Origin of the sequence: Fictibacillus arsenicus (assembly GCF_001642935.1) — a bacterium.
GTDB classification, from domain to species: domain Bacteria; phylum Bacillota; class Bacilli; order Bacillales; family Fictibacillaceae; genus Fictibacillus; species Fictibacillus arsenicus_B.
In genome coordinates, this window is record NZ_CP016761.1 from 546,922 (window position 1) to 561,886 (window position 14,965).

The following is a 14,965-nucleotide window of genomic DNA, read 5'->3' on the forward strand; positions in this document are numbered from 1 at the left end:
CCCGTGGTTATTTTTCATTTAGCGTGGGATTATTCAAATTAAGCAAGGAATAATCCCGTTTTACGTGGGATTATTTTAATTAAGCAAGGAATCAACCGCCACTGACCTGAGTTTATTAAAATTCAAGAGCACGTTTAAAGCAAAAGCCCTGCTGCTTCACTAAGCGGCAGGGTCATTTTTTCATTTTTGATGTGCTTTTATCATAATATCGCGCCAAATCATGACTTCTGGTGAGGAACCTTCGATCGAGCGAAGACTCTCAGGTTTGTCACGGCCAACCCATACGCCTGCCGTATACCGGTCAGTCAGCCCCACGAACCACAAATCTTTAACATCGTTTGTAGTTCCTGTTTTGCCGCCTATGTACATTGAACCAGGAAACCGTGCATCCCTTGCGGTTCCAGAAATCGTAACCGCGGCCAGCATTTCCCTCATCACAGCATTCGTTTCCGGCTTCCAAACATTAACCGGCTGCTCCTTCCACTCGTATAAAACATTTCCGTTTTTATCTTTAACAGACGTTATCATTCTAGGTTTCACGTAAGTTCCATTATTTGCGAATGCCGTATACGCACTTGTCAGCTCAAAGGGCGAAAAGCCTTTTGAAAATCCGCCAAGTGCGCTAGCGAGCTGATGGTCCTTCTGTTCTACCGCTGAAAACTGAAACGGTTTCAGATAAGTAAAGGCTCTCTCGACGCCTATTTTCTTTACTGCCCGGACAGCAGCCGTGTTAATGGAGCTTGCCATCGCTTTTTTTAAGGAGACTGTTCCGTATGAAGCACCTCCATAATTGCTGGGACAATAGTTTCCTTCACAAATTCGCGCTGCAGATATCATTGAATTCGATCCAAGACTGAACACATCAATGTAAGGGGCATACGCAAGAAGAGGCTTAATGGATGAACCAGGCTGTCTCCTTGCCTGATAAGCCCGGTTAAACTCTTCCATTCCCACATTTTTTCCGCCGATCATAGCAACGATCTTTTTCGAAACATGATCAACTACAACGGCCGAACCTTCAATTTCCTTATATAGAAGTCGTTTTTGAACTGCTTTCAATGCTTCAACCTGCAGCTTCGAATTTAGTGAAGTTTCAATTATTGCACCACTTCTTAACAAAGCATCCCGCTTTTTCGTCATCTCATCTGCACTTAATCCTTTATTTTCAGGAGCAGATGCGATTAATTCCAGAAGTTCATCTTTTATATAGCCTACGATCTCTGGGAAGGGAACGCCGCTCTTTGCAACTTGTAAATTAATCGGTTGTTTAATAGCAGCTTCAAACTTCGGCTGATTGATATAGCCCTCCTCTTTCATCTTGAGCAGAATCCATTCCTGTCTTTTTTTAGCGTTAGCCAGGTTTTTTATAGGGTTATACAGAACAGGATTATTTGGTATTGCAGCTAAAAGTGCTGTTTCGCTTAGAGTAAGCTCCCTAGATGATTTACTAAAGTAAAAGAGGCTCGCTTTTTCAATGCCATATACTCCATTCTGAAAATAAATAGCATTGATGTATAGCTCCAAAATTTGTTCTTTAGAAAGCTGCTGTTCAATTCGGTAAGAGATCAAAAGCTCTTTCAATTTCCGGTCATATGTACGCTCATGATTTAGAAAAAGATTGCGGGCGAGCTGCTGGGTGATTGTACTGCCGCCTTGTTCGATGCCGCCTTCTGAAGAGTTTGTGATGAATGCTCTTGCGATCGCTTTCCCGTCGATGCCATGATGCTCTAAGAAATTTTGATCTTCTGTCGCAATGAAAGCCTGAAGGACGGTAAGCGGGATATCTTTGTATGTAAGATGAATGCGGCTTTCATTCCCTCTAAACTCATAAAGAAGACCGCCATTCATATCTAAAAGGCGGCTGTTCTGTTCGAGAGAGATGGTATTTGCATCACCGAGTGTTTCTACAGCAGACTGAAAAGGGATATAGTTTTCGTATTCCTTCCGCAACCCGACAAATGATAGAAACACCATACTTAATAATAAAAAAACAGCAAAGATACCCAGCTTAGGATTCATGACTCTTTCTCCGTTTCAAAACAAATGATAAACATATTTTACCATGAAACGGTTTATACAAATTATCACTTTTTCAAATAAAAATCACTATTCAAACAGAATGATTACGGACATCCTCGCATAGAGTAGATTAACACTTGATGGAGCCAATACAATCAAGGAGGTACTCATGGATATTTTATCAAGAATCCAATTGCATCGAGAAGAAGAACAGCGTCTAGCCTGGGAAGGTACCTTCGCTGAATACCTTGATATTTTACGAGATCGGCCATTTGTAGCCCAGTCAGCGCATTCAAGAGTATACAACATGATAAAAGATGCTGGAATTTCAGAAAAAAATGGTCAAAAGATGTATCATTTTTTCAGCGATCAGATCTTCGGATTAGAAGAATCAATCGAACGACTTGTTGAAGAGTATTTTCACCCTGCCGCTAAACGCCTTGATGTCCGTAAACGTATATTGCTGTTAATGGGACCTGTATCGGGTGGTAAATCCACTCTTGTAACGATGTTAAAAAGAGGTTTGGAAAAGTATACAAAAACACCAGAAGGCGCCGTATATGCGATAAAAGGCTGTCCGATGCATGAAGATCCACTGCATTTAATTCCGCAGCATCTCAGAAAAGAGTTTTATGATGAATATGGCATTCGTGTAGAAGGAAGCTTATCTCCGTTAAATACAATGAGGCTTGAACAAGAGTATGACAACAGAATTGAAGATGTGATGGTTGAAAGAATTTTTTTCTCAGAGGACAAACGAACTGGTATCGGAACGTTCAGTCCATCTGATCCAAAATCACAGGATATTGCGGATTTAACAGGAAGCATTGATTTTTCTACGATCGCGGAATACGGATCAGAATCAGATCCTCGGGCATATCGTTTTGATGGAGAACTGAACAAAGCGAATAGAGGAATGATGGAGTTCCAGGAGATGCTGAAATGTGATGAAAAGTTCTTATGGCATCTGCTTTCACTTACACAAGAAGGAAACTTTAAAGCGGGAAGATTCGCCTTAATCTCCGCTGATGAATTAATCGTGGCTCACACGAACGAATCGGAGTACCGGTCTTTTATTTCGAATAAAAAGAACGAAGCCTTGCATTCAAGAATTATTGTCATGGGCGTGCCGTATAATCTGAGAGTTTCTCAGGAAGAAAAGATTTACGCAAAAATGATAAGCGAGAGTGACATGTCTCACGTTCATATTGCACCTCATGCTCTTAGAGTAGCGGCTATTTTCTCAGTACTGACAAGATTGAAAGATTCAAAGAAACAAGGTATGGACCTCCTTAAAAAGATGAGGCTTTATGACGGTGAAATTGTAGAAGGCTTTAATCATGTTGATCTGGAGGAATTGAAGAAAGAGTTCTCTGATGAAGGAATGTCAGGAATCGATCCTCGTTATGTAATAAACCGAATTTCATCTGCCATTATACGTAAAGAAACGCCTTCCATAAATGCGTTGGATGTATTACGGTCTCTAAAAGATGGTCTTGATCACCATGCTTCCATCTCTAAGGAAGACAAAGAAAGGTTTATCAACTTTATCTCTGCTGCCCGTAAAGAGTACGATGACATTGCGAAAAAAGAAGTTCAAAAAGCATTTGTTTATTCGTATGAAGAATCAGCTAAAACACTTATGGATAACTATTTGGATAATGTTGAGGCCTATTGCAACAAGAATAAACTCCGTGATCCGCTCACTGGAGAAGAGATGAGTCCGGATGAAAAGCTGATGAGGTCTATCGAAGAACAGATCGGTATCTCTGAAAACGCGAAGAAAGCATTCCGTGAAGAAATACTTATCCGTATTTCTGCATATGCAAGAAAAGGGAAGAAGTTTGATTACAATTCACATGAGCGCCTAAGAGAAGCGATCCAAAAGAAACTATTTGCAGATCTAAAGGATGTTGTGAAGATCACAACTTCTTCAAAGACACCCGACGAATCACAATTGAAAAAGATTAATGAAGTAATAGCTCGTCTTGTCGATGAGCATGGCTATAATACAACTAGTGCCAATGAACTATTGCGCTATGTTGGAAGCTTGCTGAATCGCTAATATTCAGAACACACCCTAAGACACTGATAAGGTCTTTCGGGGTGTGTTTTTTTACACTAAAATAGGGAAAACTAAAGAAATTATAAATGAATCTTTATACATTCATTTTTACTATAAAAATATTGACCTTGTAATTGCTAACTTAAAAATGGTAAATTGATACTAATAAGCTAACTAAAGGAAGTGAGCTGTATGAGCTCGGCTCGAAAAGAAAGAAATGGACTGCTGGATTGGATTAAAGCGATTGGAATTGCACTCATTCTTGCTATTATAATAAAAAAGTTTTTGATTGAGCAGTATGTTGTTTACGGAGAATCGATGATGCCTACTATTCAAAATGGCAATCGCCTCATCGTAAATAAAATTGGCTATGAGATCAGCAGCCCGGAACGTTTTGACCTTATTGTGTTTAAAGCTAATCCGAAAGAGGATTATATTAAACGTGTAATAGGATTGCCAGGAGATCATATCGCATATAAAGACGACAAACTTTATATAAACAATAAGCCAGTAGAGGAACCTTATCTCGAAGAATTTAAAAGATTTGCAGGCAACCGTACCCTTACCGGCAACTTTACACTTGAAGAAATCACAGGGCATGGTACAGTTCCAAAAGGAAAAATCTTCGTTCTTGGTGATAACAGGCTTCATAGCATCGACAGCCGCCATATTGGTTTTGTTGAAATGAAGGATATCGTAGGAGAAGCGAATATTCGGTATTGGCCAGTTGATGAAATGAGAGTTTTTAACGGTTTTAAAAAGGAATAAATGGGGAAAATTTCATTAAGAGGTGAATCCCTATGACAAAACCAAATAAAGAAGAACCAAAAAGAAAAAACAGTTCAATGGCATCAAATTTTGAAGAAATGAAAGAACACGGAAAAGTGATGGAACATGTTTCATCAAATGAAGAAGTACGGAAAAGCGGTAAAACACCTGACCCTAAGCAGCATGAAAAAAAGGAATATAAGAAATAATGTGCAAGCTCTCTTTTCGATTTTGGAAAAGGGGGCTTTTTTTATCGTGAAAGTTTAGCAATTCTAGTGAGTACTTGCATAAGATAGAGTAACCAACCCTTTTTTCTAATAAAAGTGAATTTAAAGGAAACAGGATATGCCCCGGGTTGATCAAGAAAAGCAGCATTGACTTTTGCTGCTCTGGAGGGGAAAACGATGAGCGAACAGGATAAGAACAATTTTGTTGTGTCCCAGGAAAATTGGTCCCTCCACCGAAAAGGATATCAAGATCATCAAAGGCATATGGAAAAAGTGCAGGAAGCCATTAAAAACAACTTGCCGGATTTGATAAGCGAAGAAAATATCATTCTATCCAACGGGCGTGATGTGATCAAAATTCCAATCCGTTCGATGGATGAATACAAAATCCGATACAACTACGACAAAAACAAGCACGTAGGCCAAGGTGACGGAGATAGCCAGGTGGGGGACGTAGTAGCCAGAGATGGACGTGCAGGACAAAATGGCGCAGGAAAAGGGAAAGGTCCAGCGGGTGATAAGCCAGGAGTGGATTATGCCGAAGCAGAAGTTTCCATACTGGAACTTGAAGAGATGCTCTTTAAAGAGCTGGAACTGCCAAACCTTAAACAAAAAGAGCAAGACCAGATCGTTTTAGAAAAGATTGAATTTAATGATGTTCGCAAAAAAGGGCTAATGGGCAACGTTGACAAAAAAAGAACCATACTGACCGCATTTAAAAGAAATGCACTAATCGGCAAACCAAGTGTAGCACCAATTCATAATGATGATTTGCGTTTTAAAACCTGGAATGAAGTGATAAAACCAGAATCGAAAGCTGTAGTTTTAGCGATGATGGATACATCGGGTTCTATGGGAATATGGGAAAAGTACATGGCGAGAAGTTTCTTTTTCTGGATGACGCGTTTTTTGCGCTCAAAATACGAAAAAGTAGAAATCGAATTTATTGCACATCACACAGAAGCCAAAGTAGTTACTGAAGAAGACTTTTTTAACAAAGGGGAAAGCGGAGGAACGATCTGTTCATCAGCTTACCGAAAAGCGCTGGAACTTATTGAAACGAAATATTCATCTAACCGCTTTAATATCTATCCGTTTCATTTTTCCGACGGTGACAATCTCACAAGTGATAATGCGAGATGTGTAAAACTCGTGCAGCAGATTATGGAACACTCAAATATGTTTGGATATGGAGAAGTGAATGCCTATAATCGTCACTCTACATTAATGAGTGTATACAAAAATATGGATAACCCGAAGTTCAATCATTATATTTTAAAAGAAAAAGCAGATGTTTACCATGCTATGAAGAGCTTCTTCAAAAAAAGTGAAATCACCACATAATTTAGCCGCCCGCCATCCATGTATTGGATAGCGGGTTTTGTTGTTGAAACAAGCGTAATTACATATAACTAAAGATAAGATTTTTTTGAACGATTTTAATTATTTTTGATTCCCTTCGATGACAAGTTGATTGGACCGAGCATCCTGGAGCGGAAATCAACCTCTCTAGGGCGACAAAGTTTAATGAGAAATAAACTAAATAAAGGGGTGTGAAATTTGAAGAAATATAACAAATCAGCGGCATTCGTCATTTGTTTCATGCTTGTATTGATGCTGGTGCCAGGAAAAACTGCACATGCCGACTGGTTTGATCCATTAAAAATCCACTTTTTAGATGTTGGACAAGCCGACTGTATTCTTGTAGAAGCACCGAACGGCCAAACGATGCTGATTGACGGCGGCGATGAGCATGATGCGGAAGAAATTATCACCTACCTAAAAAGAGAAGGCATTACCCATTTAGATATTGTAGTAGCCAGTCATCCTCATCATGATCACATCGGTTCACTTGATGATGTGATTCGTGCATTTCCAGTAAGTGTTCTGTACATGCCAAACCTGCCATATGATACAAAGTACTATCATGACCTTTTTCGTGTAATTAATGAAAAGCAAATTCCAGTAGACAGAGCAAAAGCAGGCGTTCATTTTAAAATGGGATTTTCGGTAAAAGTTGAAATGCTCGCGCCAAAAGGCTCGTATTACAAACATATAAATGATTATTCAGCAGTTATTAAAATTCAGCACGGAAAAAAGAACTTTTTACTGATGGCAGATGCCGGTGCGGAGGAAGAAAAAGAAATTATGAGCCGCGGGGGAGTAAAGGCGGATGTTATAAAGATTGGTCATCATGGGGCAAACACCGGATCATCCATGGAGTTCTTAAAGAAGGTAAAAGCTAAAACCGCTGTAATTTCGGTAGGGAAGAACAACCCTTATCAATTTCCTTCTAAAGAAGTCCTGTATAGGCTGAACAATAGAAAGATGACTGTCTATAGAACAGACCAGCTCGGAGCAATCATCGCAACAAGCAACGGAAAAAAAATCATGTTCAGAACCAATGTGCTTCATTAAACTGCCAGACCAGAATCGGTTTTCTTGCGTCTTTATTAAAAATTTAAGAAAATAAATAAAAACGCGGTTAGGATGATTAGTATTGATTAAAGCACTCGTTTTTGATTTTGATGGTACGATTCTGGATACTGAAACTCAGCATTACAATGCATTTCAAGAAATGTATAAAGAACATGGAAGTGAGCTGCCTCTGGAAGTGTGGGGTGAATGCATAGGGACTCATTCTGGTTTTAACCCTTATGAATACTTAGAAGAACAAATTAACAAAAAGCTGAATCATGAAGAATTAAGGATAAAGAAAACAGAGCGAGCATTAGCCTTAATTAAAGAACAAAAACCGCTTCCTGGAATAGAAAACTATCTAAAAGCAGCTAAAGAGATGGGATTGAAGATAGGACTTGCATCCAGTTCTTCGCGGCAATGGGTAATGGAACATCTTGAAAGAATCGGTCTCAGCCATTATTTTGAAGTGATCAAAACAGCTGATGATGTCGAAAAAGTTAAACCAGATCCGGCATTATATCTTAAAGCGGTAGATGAACTAGGAGTTAAACCGGGAGAAGCAATCGCATTTGAAGACTCTGTTAATGGTTCTTTGGCTGCTAAAAAGGCAGGTCTCTATTGTGTAGCTATTCCAAACCCCGTAACAAGACATATGCAATTTGATGAAGTGGATCATCAAATGGAGTCGATAGCAGAGCTTGAACTAGCTGCACTTATACAGCTAGTTGAACAACATAAATTATGATTGAGGTTCAGGGAATCAATCATATAACCATAAGAGTTTCAGAACTATCTAGAGCCGTTCATTTTTATGAAAATATTTTAGGTGCAAAAATAGTGCATAGAGGGAATACAGATGTATACTTGGACATTAGCGGAATCTGGTTATGTTTACTGGAAATCAAAAAAGCAAAACCTAAACAAAAAGATCAACTCGGTGTGGATCACTTTGCTTTTTCGGTTTCTGAAAGAAACTTCCCTAAAGCTGCTGTTTACCTCAAAGAAAAACAAGTTATTATAACGAGGGGACCTATCGAAAGAGGCGGAGGATGGACGATAAGTTTTCTAGATCCTGACGGCAATGAACTGGAATTATTTACAGGTTCTCTTAATGAGCGTATGAAACAATGGAAGTAAACTGAACGAGTAAAGCAGGTTAGAGGAGTGGAATAGATGAGCGAGATCGATGTTTCAAAATTTGAGAAAAAGATAGAACTTAGAAATATACAATTTGAAGATATTGATGAAATTTTAAAACTGCAAAAAGTATGCTTTCCTGGAAACATGGAGCCTTGGCAGCGGGATCAGCTGGAAAGCCACCTTCGTATTTTCCAAGAGGGTCAATTCTGTGTAACGTATGAAGGGAAAATCGTCGGAAGCTGTTCGAGTCTGATGGTGAATTTCGATGAATATGATGATAAGCATACGTGGGATGGAATCACAGACAAAGGCTATATTACAAATCATGACCCAGAAGGCTTTAATTTGTATGGGATTGAAGTTATGGTTCATCCAGAATACCGCCGTATGAAAATAGGAGCCAGGCTTTATGAGGCACGCAAAGAGCTGGCTGAACAAAAAAACTTGAAGAGTATTATATTGGGCGGAAGAATTCCAAACTATCATAAGTATTCAAAAGAGATGACACCGAGAGAATATGTTCGTGAAGTGATCCAGCATAATATTTATGATCCTGTTTTAACGTTTCAGCTAATGAATGGTTTCACGATCATGCGTTTAAATAAAAGCTATCTGCCAGATGATAAGCAGTCTAAGGCATATGCCACTTTAATGGAATGGAACAATGTCGATTACATTCCGAATAAAACAAAGAAATATTTTAAAACAACTGAACCCGTAAGGATCACAACGATTCAATACATGATGAAATCAATCGATTCTTTTGAAGATTTTGCAACTCAAGTGGAGTATTATACGGACGTTGCAGCAGATCAAGGTTCAGATTTTGCAGTTTTTCCTGAATTACTTACAACACAGCTCTTATCATTTTGCGAAGAAAAGAGCCCAAGCTTGGCGATCCGTAAATTAACTGAGTTCACGGAGCAGTATATCGAATTGTTTACGAACCTTGCTGTAAGATACAATGTGAACATCATCGGGGGATCACACTTTGTCGAAGAAGATGGCGACATATACAATGTAGCGTATTTGTTCAGAAGAGACGGTACGATCGATAAGCAATATAAACTTCATATCACACCAAATGAACGAAAATGGTGGGGGATCTCTGCTGGAGATAAAGTACAAGTATTTGATACAGATTGCGGTAAAGTTGCTATTCTTATCTGTTATGATATCGAGTTTCCTGAACTATCCCGTATTGTTACGGATCAGGGTGCTAAAATTATTTTCACACCGTTTTGTACAGAAGACCGTCAAGGATATTTGCGAGTACGTTATTGTTCTCAAGCCCGTGCTATAGAAAATGAAATCTATACGGCGATTGCAGGAACAGTAGGGAACCTGTCACAAGTAGAAAACATGGACATTCAATATGCCCAGTCAGGTATCTTCACACCTTCTGATTTCTCTTTCCCAAGAGACGGTATTGTCGGAGAATGCCATCCGAATATCGAAACGGTAGTGGTAGGTGATGTAGATCTTGAAATCCTGAGAAGACAGCGTAAAACAGGCAGTGTTACGCTGCTTAGAGATAGACGTCTTGATTTATATAGTGTGATCCAAAAAGATAAGAGTAAATAAGCAAGGCTGTTTCGCAGACGTTGTTTAGAAGATGTTGATATCCGCTCCAGGATGCTCGCTTTCCGCGGGGTGGGCGGTGAGCCTCCCAGCGCTTTGCGCTTTTAGGAGTCTCACCTGTCCCACTGATCCCGCAGGACAAGGAAGGCTTCGAGAGCGTTACATCGCACGAAGAAAATTGATTTTCATTTTCGAGGAGTCTCGCACCTTGCGCTACAATCAACTTGTCGAGGAAGAAAAATGACAAAAGAGAAAAATTTAAGTAAATGCGGCAAACTTCAAAAAGCTTCCCGCATTTTTTCTATTTCTCGGGAAATATAACGAATCGTGTCGGAGCTAAGAAGAATTTTAAGAATAGATTTTATTTTTTATGATGAAAACGGTATAATAAAGGCCGTATTTAATAGATAGAGCAGGAAATAATCGATTAAAATCGAAACTTAAGAGAACAAACATCTATTCAGCTTCAAAAGAAAAAGGAGGCAGTACAATGTCCTGGGAGAAAACATATGAAAGATGGATACAGCATGAAGCACTTGAACAATCTTTAAAAACTGCATTAGAAGGAATTAAAGATAACAGGACAGCACTAGAAGACTGTTTCTATAAGAACTTAGAGTTTGGTACAGGGGGCATGCGCGGGGAAATTGGTCCTGGTACAAACCGAATGAACACGTATACGGTTCGTAAAGCATCACTTGGGTTAGCGCATTTTATAATGGATCAAGGTGAAAAGGCACAAAAACGCGGAGTAGTAATCGCTTATGATTCAAGGCACCAATCTCCTGAATTTGCGATGGAAGCAGCAAAGACTTTAGCTTCGAACGGAGTACAGGCATATGTTTTTGAAAGCTTAAGACCTACACCTGAGCTTTCTTTTGCAGTGAGATACTTAAAAGCGTATAGCGGTATTGTTATTACCGCGAGTCACAACCCTCCAGAATATAACGGTTATAAAGTGTACGGACCAGATGGCGGACAGCTCCCGCCTAAAGAAGCGGATGAAGTGATCCAAAAGGTAAATGCAGTTGATGATGAACTATTAATAGATGTGAAGACTGAAGAAGAATTAAAAAATGCAGGTTTAATCGAAGTAATCGGTGAAGAGATTGATAAAGCTTATATGGAACAGCTTACTAAGATCAGCTTGAACCGTGAAGTTATTAAAGAAATGCATGATTTAAGCATTGTTTTTACTCCGCTGCATGGAACAGCTAATACACCAGTAAGAGAAGGACTCAAGCAGCTTGGATTTACGAATGTGACTGTTGTCAAAGAGCAAGAGCAGCCTGATCCGAATTTTTCTACAGTAAAATCACCTAATCCTGAAGAACATGCTGCATTTGAACTGGCTATTCAGTATGGAAAAGAAAATGATGCTGAAATCCTAATGGCAACTGATCCAGATGCAGACAGAGTCGGGATTGCAGTGAAAAATAATAAAGGTGAATATGAAATCTTAACGGGTAACCAAACGGGAGCCCTCATGCTGGAATACATTCTTTCTCAGCGTAAAGAAAAAGGCAGCCTTTGTTCTAAAGGTATCGTATTTAAAACAATTGTAACCTCAGAGTTAGGACGTGTTATTGCTGAATCTTATGGTTTAACATGTGAAGATACACTTACAGGGTTCAAATTTATTGGTGAAAAAATTAAAGAATATGAAAAGAGCGGAGAACATTCCTTTATTTTCGGGTACGAAGAAAGCTATGGTTCATTAATTGGTGACTTTGTGCGTGATAAAGATGCTGTACAAGCATGTTTAATGGGTGCAGAAATGGCTGCATATTATAAAAAACAAGGCAAAACGCTTTATGATGCGTTAACGGATGTTTATGAAAAGTACGGTTATTATAAGGAAGGACTCGAATCTCTGACGTTAAAAGGAAAATCTGGCGCTGAGCAGATAGTAAACCTGCTTGCTGGATTTAGAGCTGATCTGCCGCTTGAGATCAACGGACAAAAGATGGATGTTACGGAGGATTATCAAGCAAGTATCCGATATACTATAGAAAGTGATACGAATGATGATATTATTCTTCCGAAATCAAATGTACTTAAATATAAGTTAGCTGACGGATCATGGTTCTGTGTAAGACCTTCAGGAACAGAACCGAAAATTAAGTTTTATTTCGGAGTACAAGCTAAATCAAATGAGAAAGCCAACGAAGCATTAGCTTCATTAAAGCAGGCTGTTATGGATTTGGTTCATGAACGAATGCAAAAGGTGGAACAATAATAAATAATGAATGGCTGTAAGGCAGTGCCTGCAGCCAATTTCCATCTATAAATATGGCTGTTTTCACAAGCTTTGTCGCTAACTGGAAATGGTTGATTTCCGCTCCAGGATGCTCGCTTTCCGCGGGGCGTGCGGTGAGCCTCCTCGCGCTTTGCGCCTTTAGGAGTCTCACCTGTCACCCTGATCCCGCAGGAGTCTCGCACCTTACGCTTCAATCAACTTATCAACGAAGCGTATGCAAAAAGAGTCATAAGCAACCGTCTTTTAGAAAAGAGACTTTAAATATAACGTTTGACATTAAAATTATAATGATGTAATATACCCCTATAGGTATTTTACGAAGAGGAGGTGCTGATTTGGAATACACACAAGAAATGAAAAATCGTCTAAGAAGAATTGAGGGGCAAATTCGTGGTGTCTTGCGTATGTTAGAAGAAGAGCAAGATTGTAAAGCCGTTATCACACAGCTTTCTGCCTCACGAACTGCTATTGATCGTACGATTGGATTAATTGTCGGCACGAACCTTGAGCAATGCTTGCGTGATCAAATGAAAAACGGAGAAGAAATGAACTCCGATCTTGTAAAAGAAGCCGTTCAGCTTCTTGTAAAAAGCCGCTAATATCTGTCATAAGGATAGCCTGTTGACAGATTCTCTTTTATTATTTAATATACCCCTATGGGTATAATTTAATAAATTTTTTTGAGTTTTCATATACCTATGCGGGTATATATGATTGGTTAAAAAAATATGGAGGTAATAAGCATGAGTATTAAAGTAGATCAAGTTTTAGACTGTAAAGGGTTATCATGTCCAATGCCGATTGTACGTACGAAAAAAGCGATGGATCAGCTTGAGGCAGGTCAAGTTATTGAAGTTCAAGCAACAGACAAAGGTTCTCTAGCTGATATGCAAGGATGGGCAAGAAACACAGGAAACCAGTATTTAGGCACAAATGAAGAGGGAGATGTTCTTAAACATTACTTAAGAAAATCAAACCCTGGTGAAGTAAAAGAAGCAGCAAAGTATGAGCATACGATTCAGAACGATGAATTAGAAAAAGCTTTGGCTGAGAACAAAGACGGCATGATTTTGCTTGATGTGAGAGAACCTGCAGAATATGAGTTCAAGCGTATACCTGGGGCAGTATCTATTCCTTTGGGAGAACTTGAAAGCAAAATAGACACACTTGATAAAAATAAAGAAATCAATGTCATTTGTCGTACTGGCTCAAGAAGTGATATGGCTGCACAAATTTTATCTGAAAAAGGTTTTGAGCGTGTGAAAAACGTATTGCCTGGAATGACTGAATGGACTGGGCCTGTAGAAGAAAATTAAAAAATTTTAATTGAAAATATACCTGGGGAGGTATTTGATAAAATGGTTAAAGCATTAACAGCTAAAGAAGTAGCAAAACGTGTTGTTGAAGGCAAAATGTTTATTCTAGATGTTCGTAATGAAAGTGATTTTAAAGACTGGAAAATCGAAGGTAAAGATATTGAGTCAATCAACCGTCCGTATTTCGATCTAATTGATGGTGTAGAGGATGTATTGGAACACCTTCCAAAAGAAGAAGTGTTGGTTGTTTGTGCTAAAGAAGGATCTTCTGTAATGGTAGCAGAGATGCTTGATGAAGCAGGAATTAAAGATGTTTATTACCTTGAAGGCGGTATGAAGGCTTGGAGCGAATACTTGTTGCCCGTGAAGATCGGCGACTTAAAGGATGGCGGTTCAATCTATCAATTCAACCGTATCGGTAAAGGCTGCCTTTCTTACCTTGTTGAATCAAACGGAGAAGCAGCGATCATTGATTCTGCTCGTACAATTGAAGCTTATGAAGATTTTGCTAAAGAAAACAATATTGAAATTAAGCACATGATCGATACACACCTTCATGCTGACCACATTTCTGGCGGACGCCGTCTTGCGGAAAAAACTAACGCAACTTACTGGCTGCCTCCAAAAGATGCTGAAGAAGTAACTTTCTCTTATGAAGCATTAGAAGAAGACAAAGACATTACGATCGGTAATACAAAGATTGAAATTCAGCCGCTTTATACTCCAGGTCATACGATCGGAAGTACTTCTATGATCGTTGACGGACAATACTTGCTTTCTGGAGATATTCTGTTTGTTGATTCAATCGGACGTCCAGACCTTGCTGGTAAAGCTGAGGACTGGGTAAGCGATCTGCATGATTCTTTATACAACAAATACAACAATCTTTCAAAAGATCTAATTGTATTGCCAGCTCACTTTGGTAAAATCAGCGAACTTGATGAAAAAGGTGCTGTTCAAGCTCCTCTAGGCGAGCTGTTTGAAAAGAACGAAGGGTTAAATATCGAAAGCGATGATGAATTCCGCAGAGCTGTAACAGAAAACTTACCGCCACAGCCTAATGCATATCAAGAAATCCGTCAGACAAACATGGGGAAAATCGATCCAACAACTGACGAACAGCGCGAGATGGAAATTGGTCCAAACCGCTGTGCAATCACTGAGTAAA

The 14,965-nt window shown here is 39.1% G+C and carries 13 protein-coding genes; 12 read left to right on the forward strand and 1 reads right to left on the reverse strand.

Going from position 1 to position 14,965, the window contains the following annotated elements; genetic code table 11:
• Positions 1-180 precede the first annotated feature (180 nt).
• Entirely contained in the window at positions 181-2,019 is a 1,839-nt protein-coding gene (locus tag ABE41_RS03080; RefSeq protein ID WP_066286397.1) for a transglycosylase domain-containing protein, read from the reverse strand.
• 169 nt (positions 2,020-2,188) lie between these two features.
• Here ABE41_RS03080 and ABE41_RS03085 point away from each other — a divergent pair, with 169 nt between their 5' ends.
• The 12 genes from ABE41_RS03085 to ABE41_RS03135 all read left to right on the forward strand — a co-directional run bounded on the left by ABE41_RS03085 (position 2,189) and on the right by ABE41_RS03135 (position 14,964).
• Complete coding sequence (locus ABE41_RS03085; RefSeq protein ID WP_066286401.1) at positions 2,189-4,084, forward strand: PrkA family serine protein kinase; 1,896 nt, start codon at positions 2,189-2,191, stop codon at positions 4,082-4,084.
• 192 nt (positions 4,085-4,276) lie between these two features.
• A complete protein-coding gene (lepB, locus tag ABE41_RS03090; protein WP_066286402.1) occupies positions 4,277-4,852 on the forward strand; it encodes a signal peptidase I in 576 nt (191 codons plus the stop codon).
• A 32-nt stretch (positions 4,853-4,884) separates the two neighbouring features.
• Complete coding sequence (locus ABE41_RS21190) at positions 4,885-5,061, forward strand: hypothetical protein (RefSeq protein WP_172827323.1); 177 nt, start codon at positions 4,885-4,887, stop codon at positions 5,059-5,061.
• Between the two features lie 195 nt (positions 5,062-5,256).
• The gene (gene yhbH, locus ABE41_RS03095) at positions 5,257-6,423 is read left to right on the forward strand and encodes a sporulation protein YhbH (RefSeq protein WP_066286403.1); all 1,167 of its coding nucleotides are present in this window, start codon (positions 5,257-5,259) and stop codon (positions 6,421-6,423) included.
• 216 nt (positions 6,424-6,639) lie between these two features.
• Positions 6,640-7,497 (forward strand): ComEC/Rec2 family competence protein, encoded by an 858-nt coding sequence (locus ABE41_RS03100; RefSeq protein WP_083207627.1) that lies wholly within the window; start codon positions 6,640-6,642, stop codon positions 7,495-7,497.
• Between the two features lie 82 nt (positions 7,498-7,579).
• Positions 7,580-8,245 carry an HAD family hydrolase gene (locus ABE41_RS03105; RefSeq protein ID WP_066286404.1) on the forward strand — a complete coding sequence of 222 codons (666 nt, stop codon included), beginning with the start codon at positions 7,580-7,582 and terminating at the stop codon, positions 8,243-8,245.
• A complete protein-coding gene (locus tag ABE41_RS03110; protein WP_066294549.1) occupies positions 8,245-8,637 on the forward strand; it encodes a VOC family protein in 393 nt (130 codons plus the stop codon). Before ABE41_RS03105 ends, ABE41_RS03110 begins: the two co-directional genes overlap by 1 nt.
• Positions 8,638-8,673: 36 nt before the next feature.
• Complete coding sequence (locus ABE41_RS03115; protein ID WP_066286406.1) at positions 8,674-10,224, forward strand: bifunctional GNAT family N-acetyltransferase/carbon-nitrogen hydrolase family protein; 1,551 nt, start codon at positions 8,674-8,676, stop codon at positions 10,222-10,224.
• A 487-nt stretch (positions 10,225-10,711) separates the two neighbouring features.
• A complete protein-coding gene (locus ABE41_RS03120; protein WP_066286408.1) occupies positions 10,712-12,460 on the forward strand; it encodes a phospho-sugar mutase in 1,749 nt (582 codons plus the stop codon).
• Between the two features lie 356 nt (positions 12,461-12,816).
• Positions 12,817-13,080, forward strand: a complete 264-nt coding sequence (locus tag ABE41_RS03125) for a metal-sensitive transcriptional regulator (protein WP_066286410.1) — start codon at positions 12,817-12,819, stop codon at positions 13,078-13,080.
• Positions 13,081-13,224: 144 nt separating this feature from the next.
• Complete coding sequence (locus ABE41_RS03130) at positions 13,225-13,797, forward strand: sulfurtransferase TusA family protein (RefSeq protein ID WP_066286411.1); 573 nt, start codon at positions 13,225-13,227, stop codon at positions 13,795-13,797.
• A gap of 42 nt (positions 13,798-13,839) precedes the next feature.
• Complete coding sequence (locus ABE41_RS03135) at positions 13,840-14,964, forward strand: MBL fold metallo-hydrolase (protein ID WP_066286412.1); 1,125 nt, start codon at positions 13,840-13,842, stop codon at positions 14,962-14,964.
• The last annotated feature ends 1 nt before the right edge of the window (position 14,965 follow it).

Coding starts and splice junctions, on each gene's coding strand:
- ABE41_RS03080 (WP_066286397.1), bottom strand. CDS start 2,019: ATGAATCCTAAGCTGGGTATCTTTGCTGTTTTTTTATTATTAAGTATG.
- ABE41_RS03085 (WP_066286401.1), top strand. CDS start 2,189: ATGGATATTTTATCAAGAATCCAATTGCATCGAGAAGAAGAACAGCGT.
- lepB (WP_066286402.1), top strand. CDS start 4,277: ATGAGCTCGGCTCGAAAAGAAAGAAATGGACTGCTGGATTGGATTAAA.
- ABE41_RS21190 (WP_172827323.1), top strand. CDS start 4,885: ATGACAAAACCAAATAAAGAAGAACCAAAAAGAAAAAACAGTTCAATG.
- yhbH (WP_066286403.1), top strand. CDS start 5,257: ATGAGCGAACAGGATAAGAACAATTTTGTTGTGTCCCAGGAAAATTGG.
- ABE41_RS03115 (WP_066286406.1), top strand. CDS start 8,674: ATGAGCGAGATCGATGTTTCAAAATTTGAGAAAAAGATAGAACTTAGA.
- ABE41_RS03120 (WP_066286408.1), top strand. CDS start 10,712: ATGTCCTGGGAGAAAACATATGAAAGATGGATACAGCATGAAGCACTT.
- ABE41_RS03130 (WP_066286411.1), top strand. CDS start 13,225: ATGAGTATTAAAGTAGATCAAGTTTTAGACTGTAAAGGGTTATCATGT.
- ABE41_RS03135 (WP_066286412.1), top strand. CDS start 13,840: ATGGTTAAAGCATTAACAGCTAAAGAAGTAGCAAAACGTGTTGTTGAA.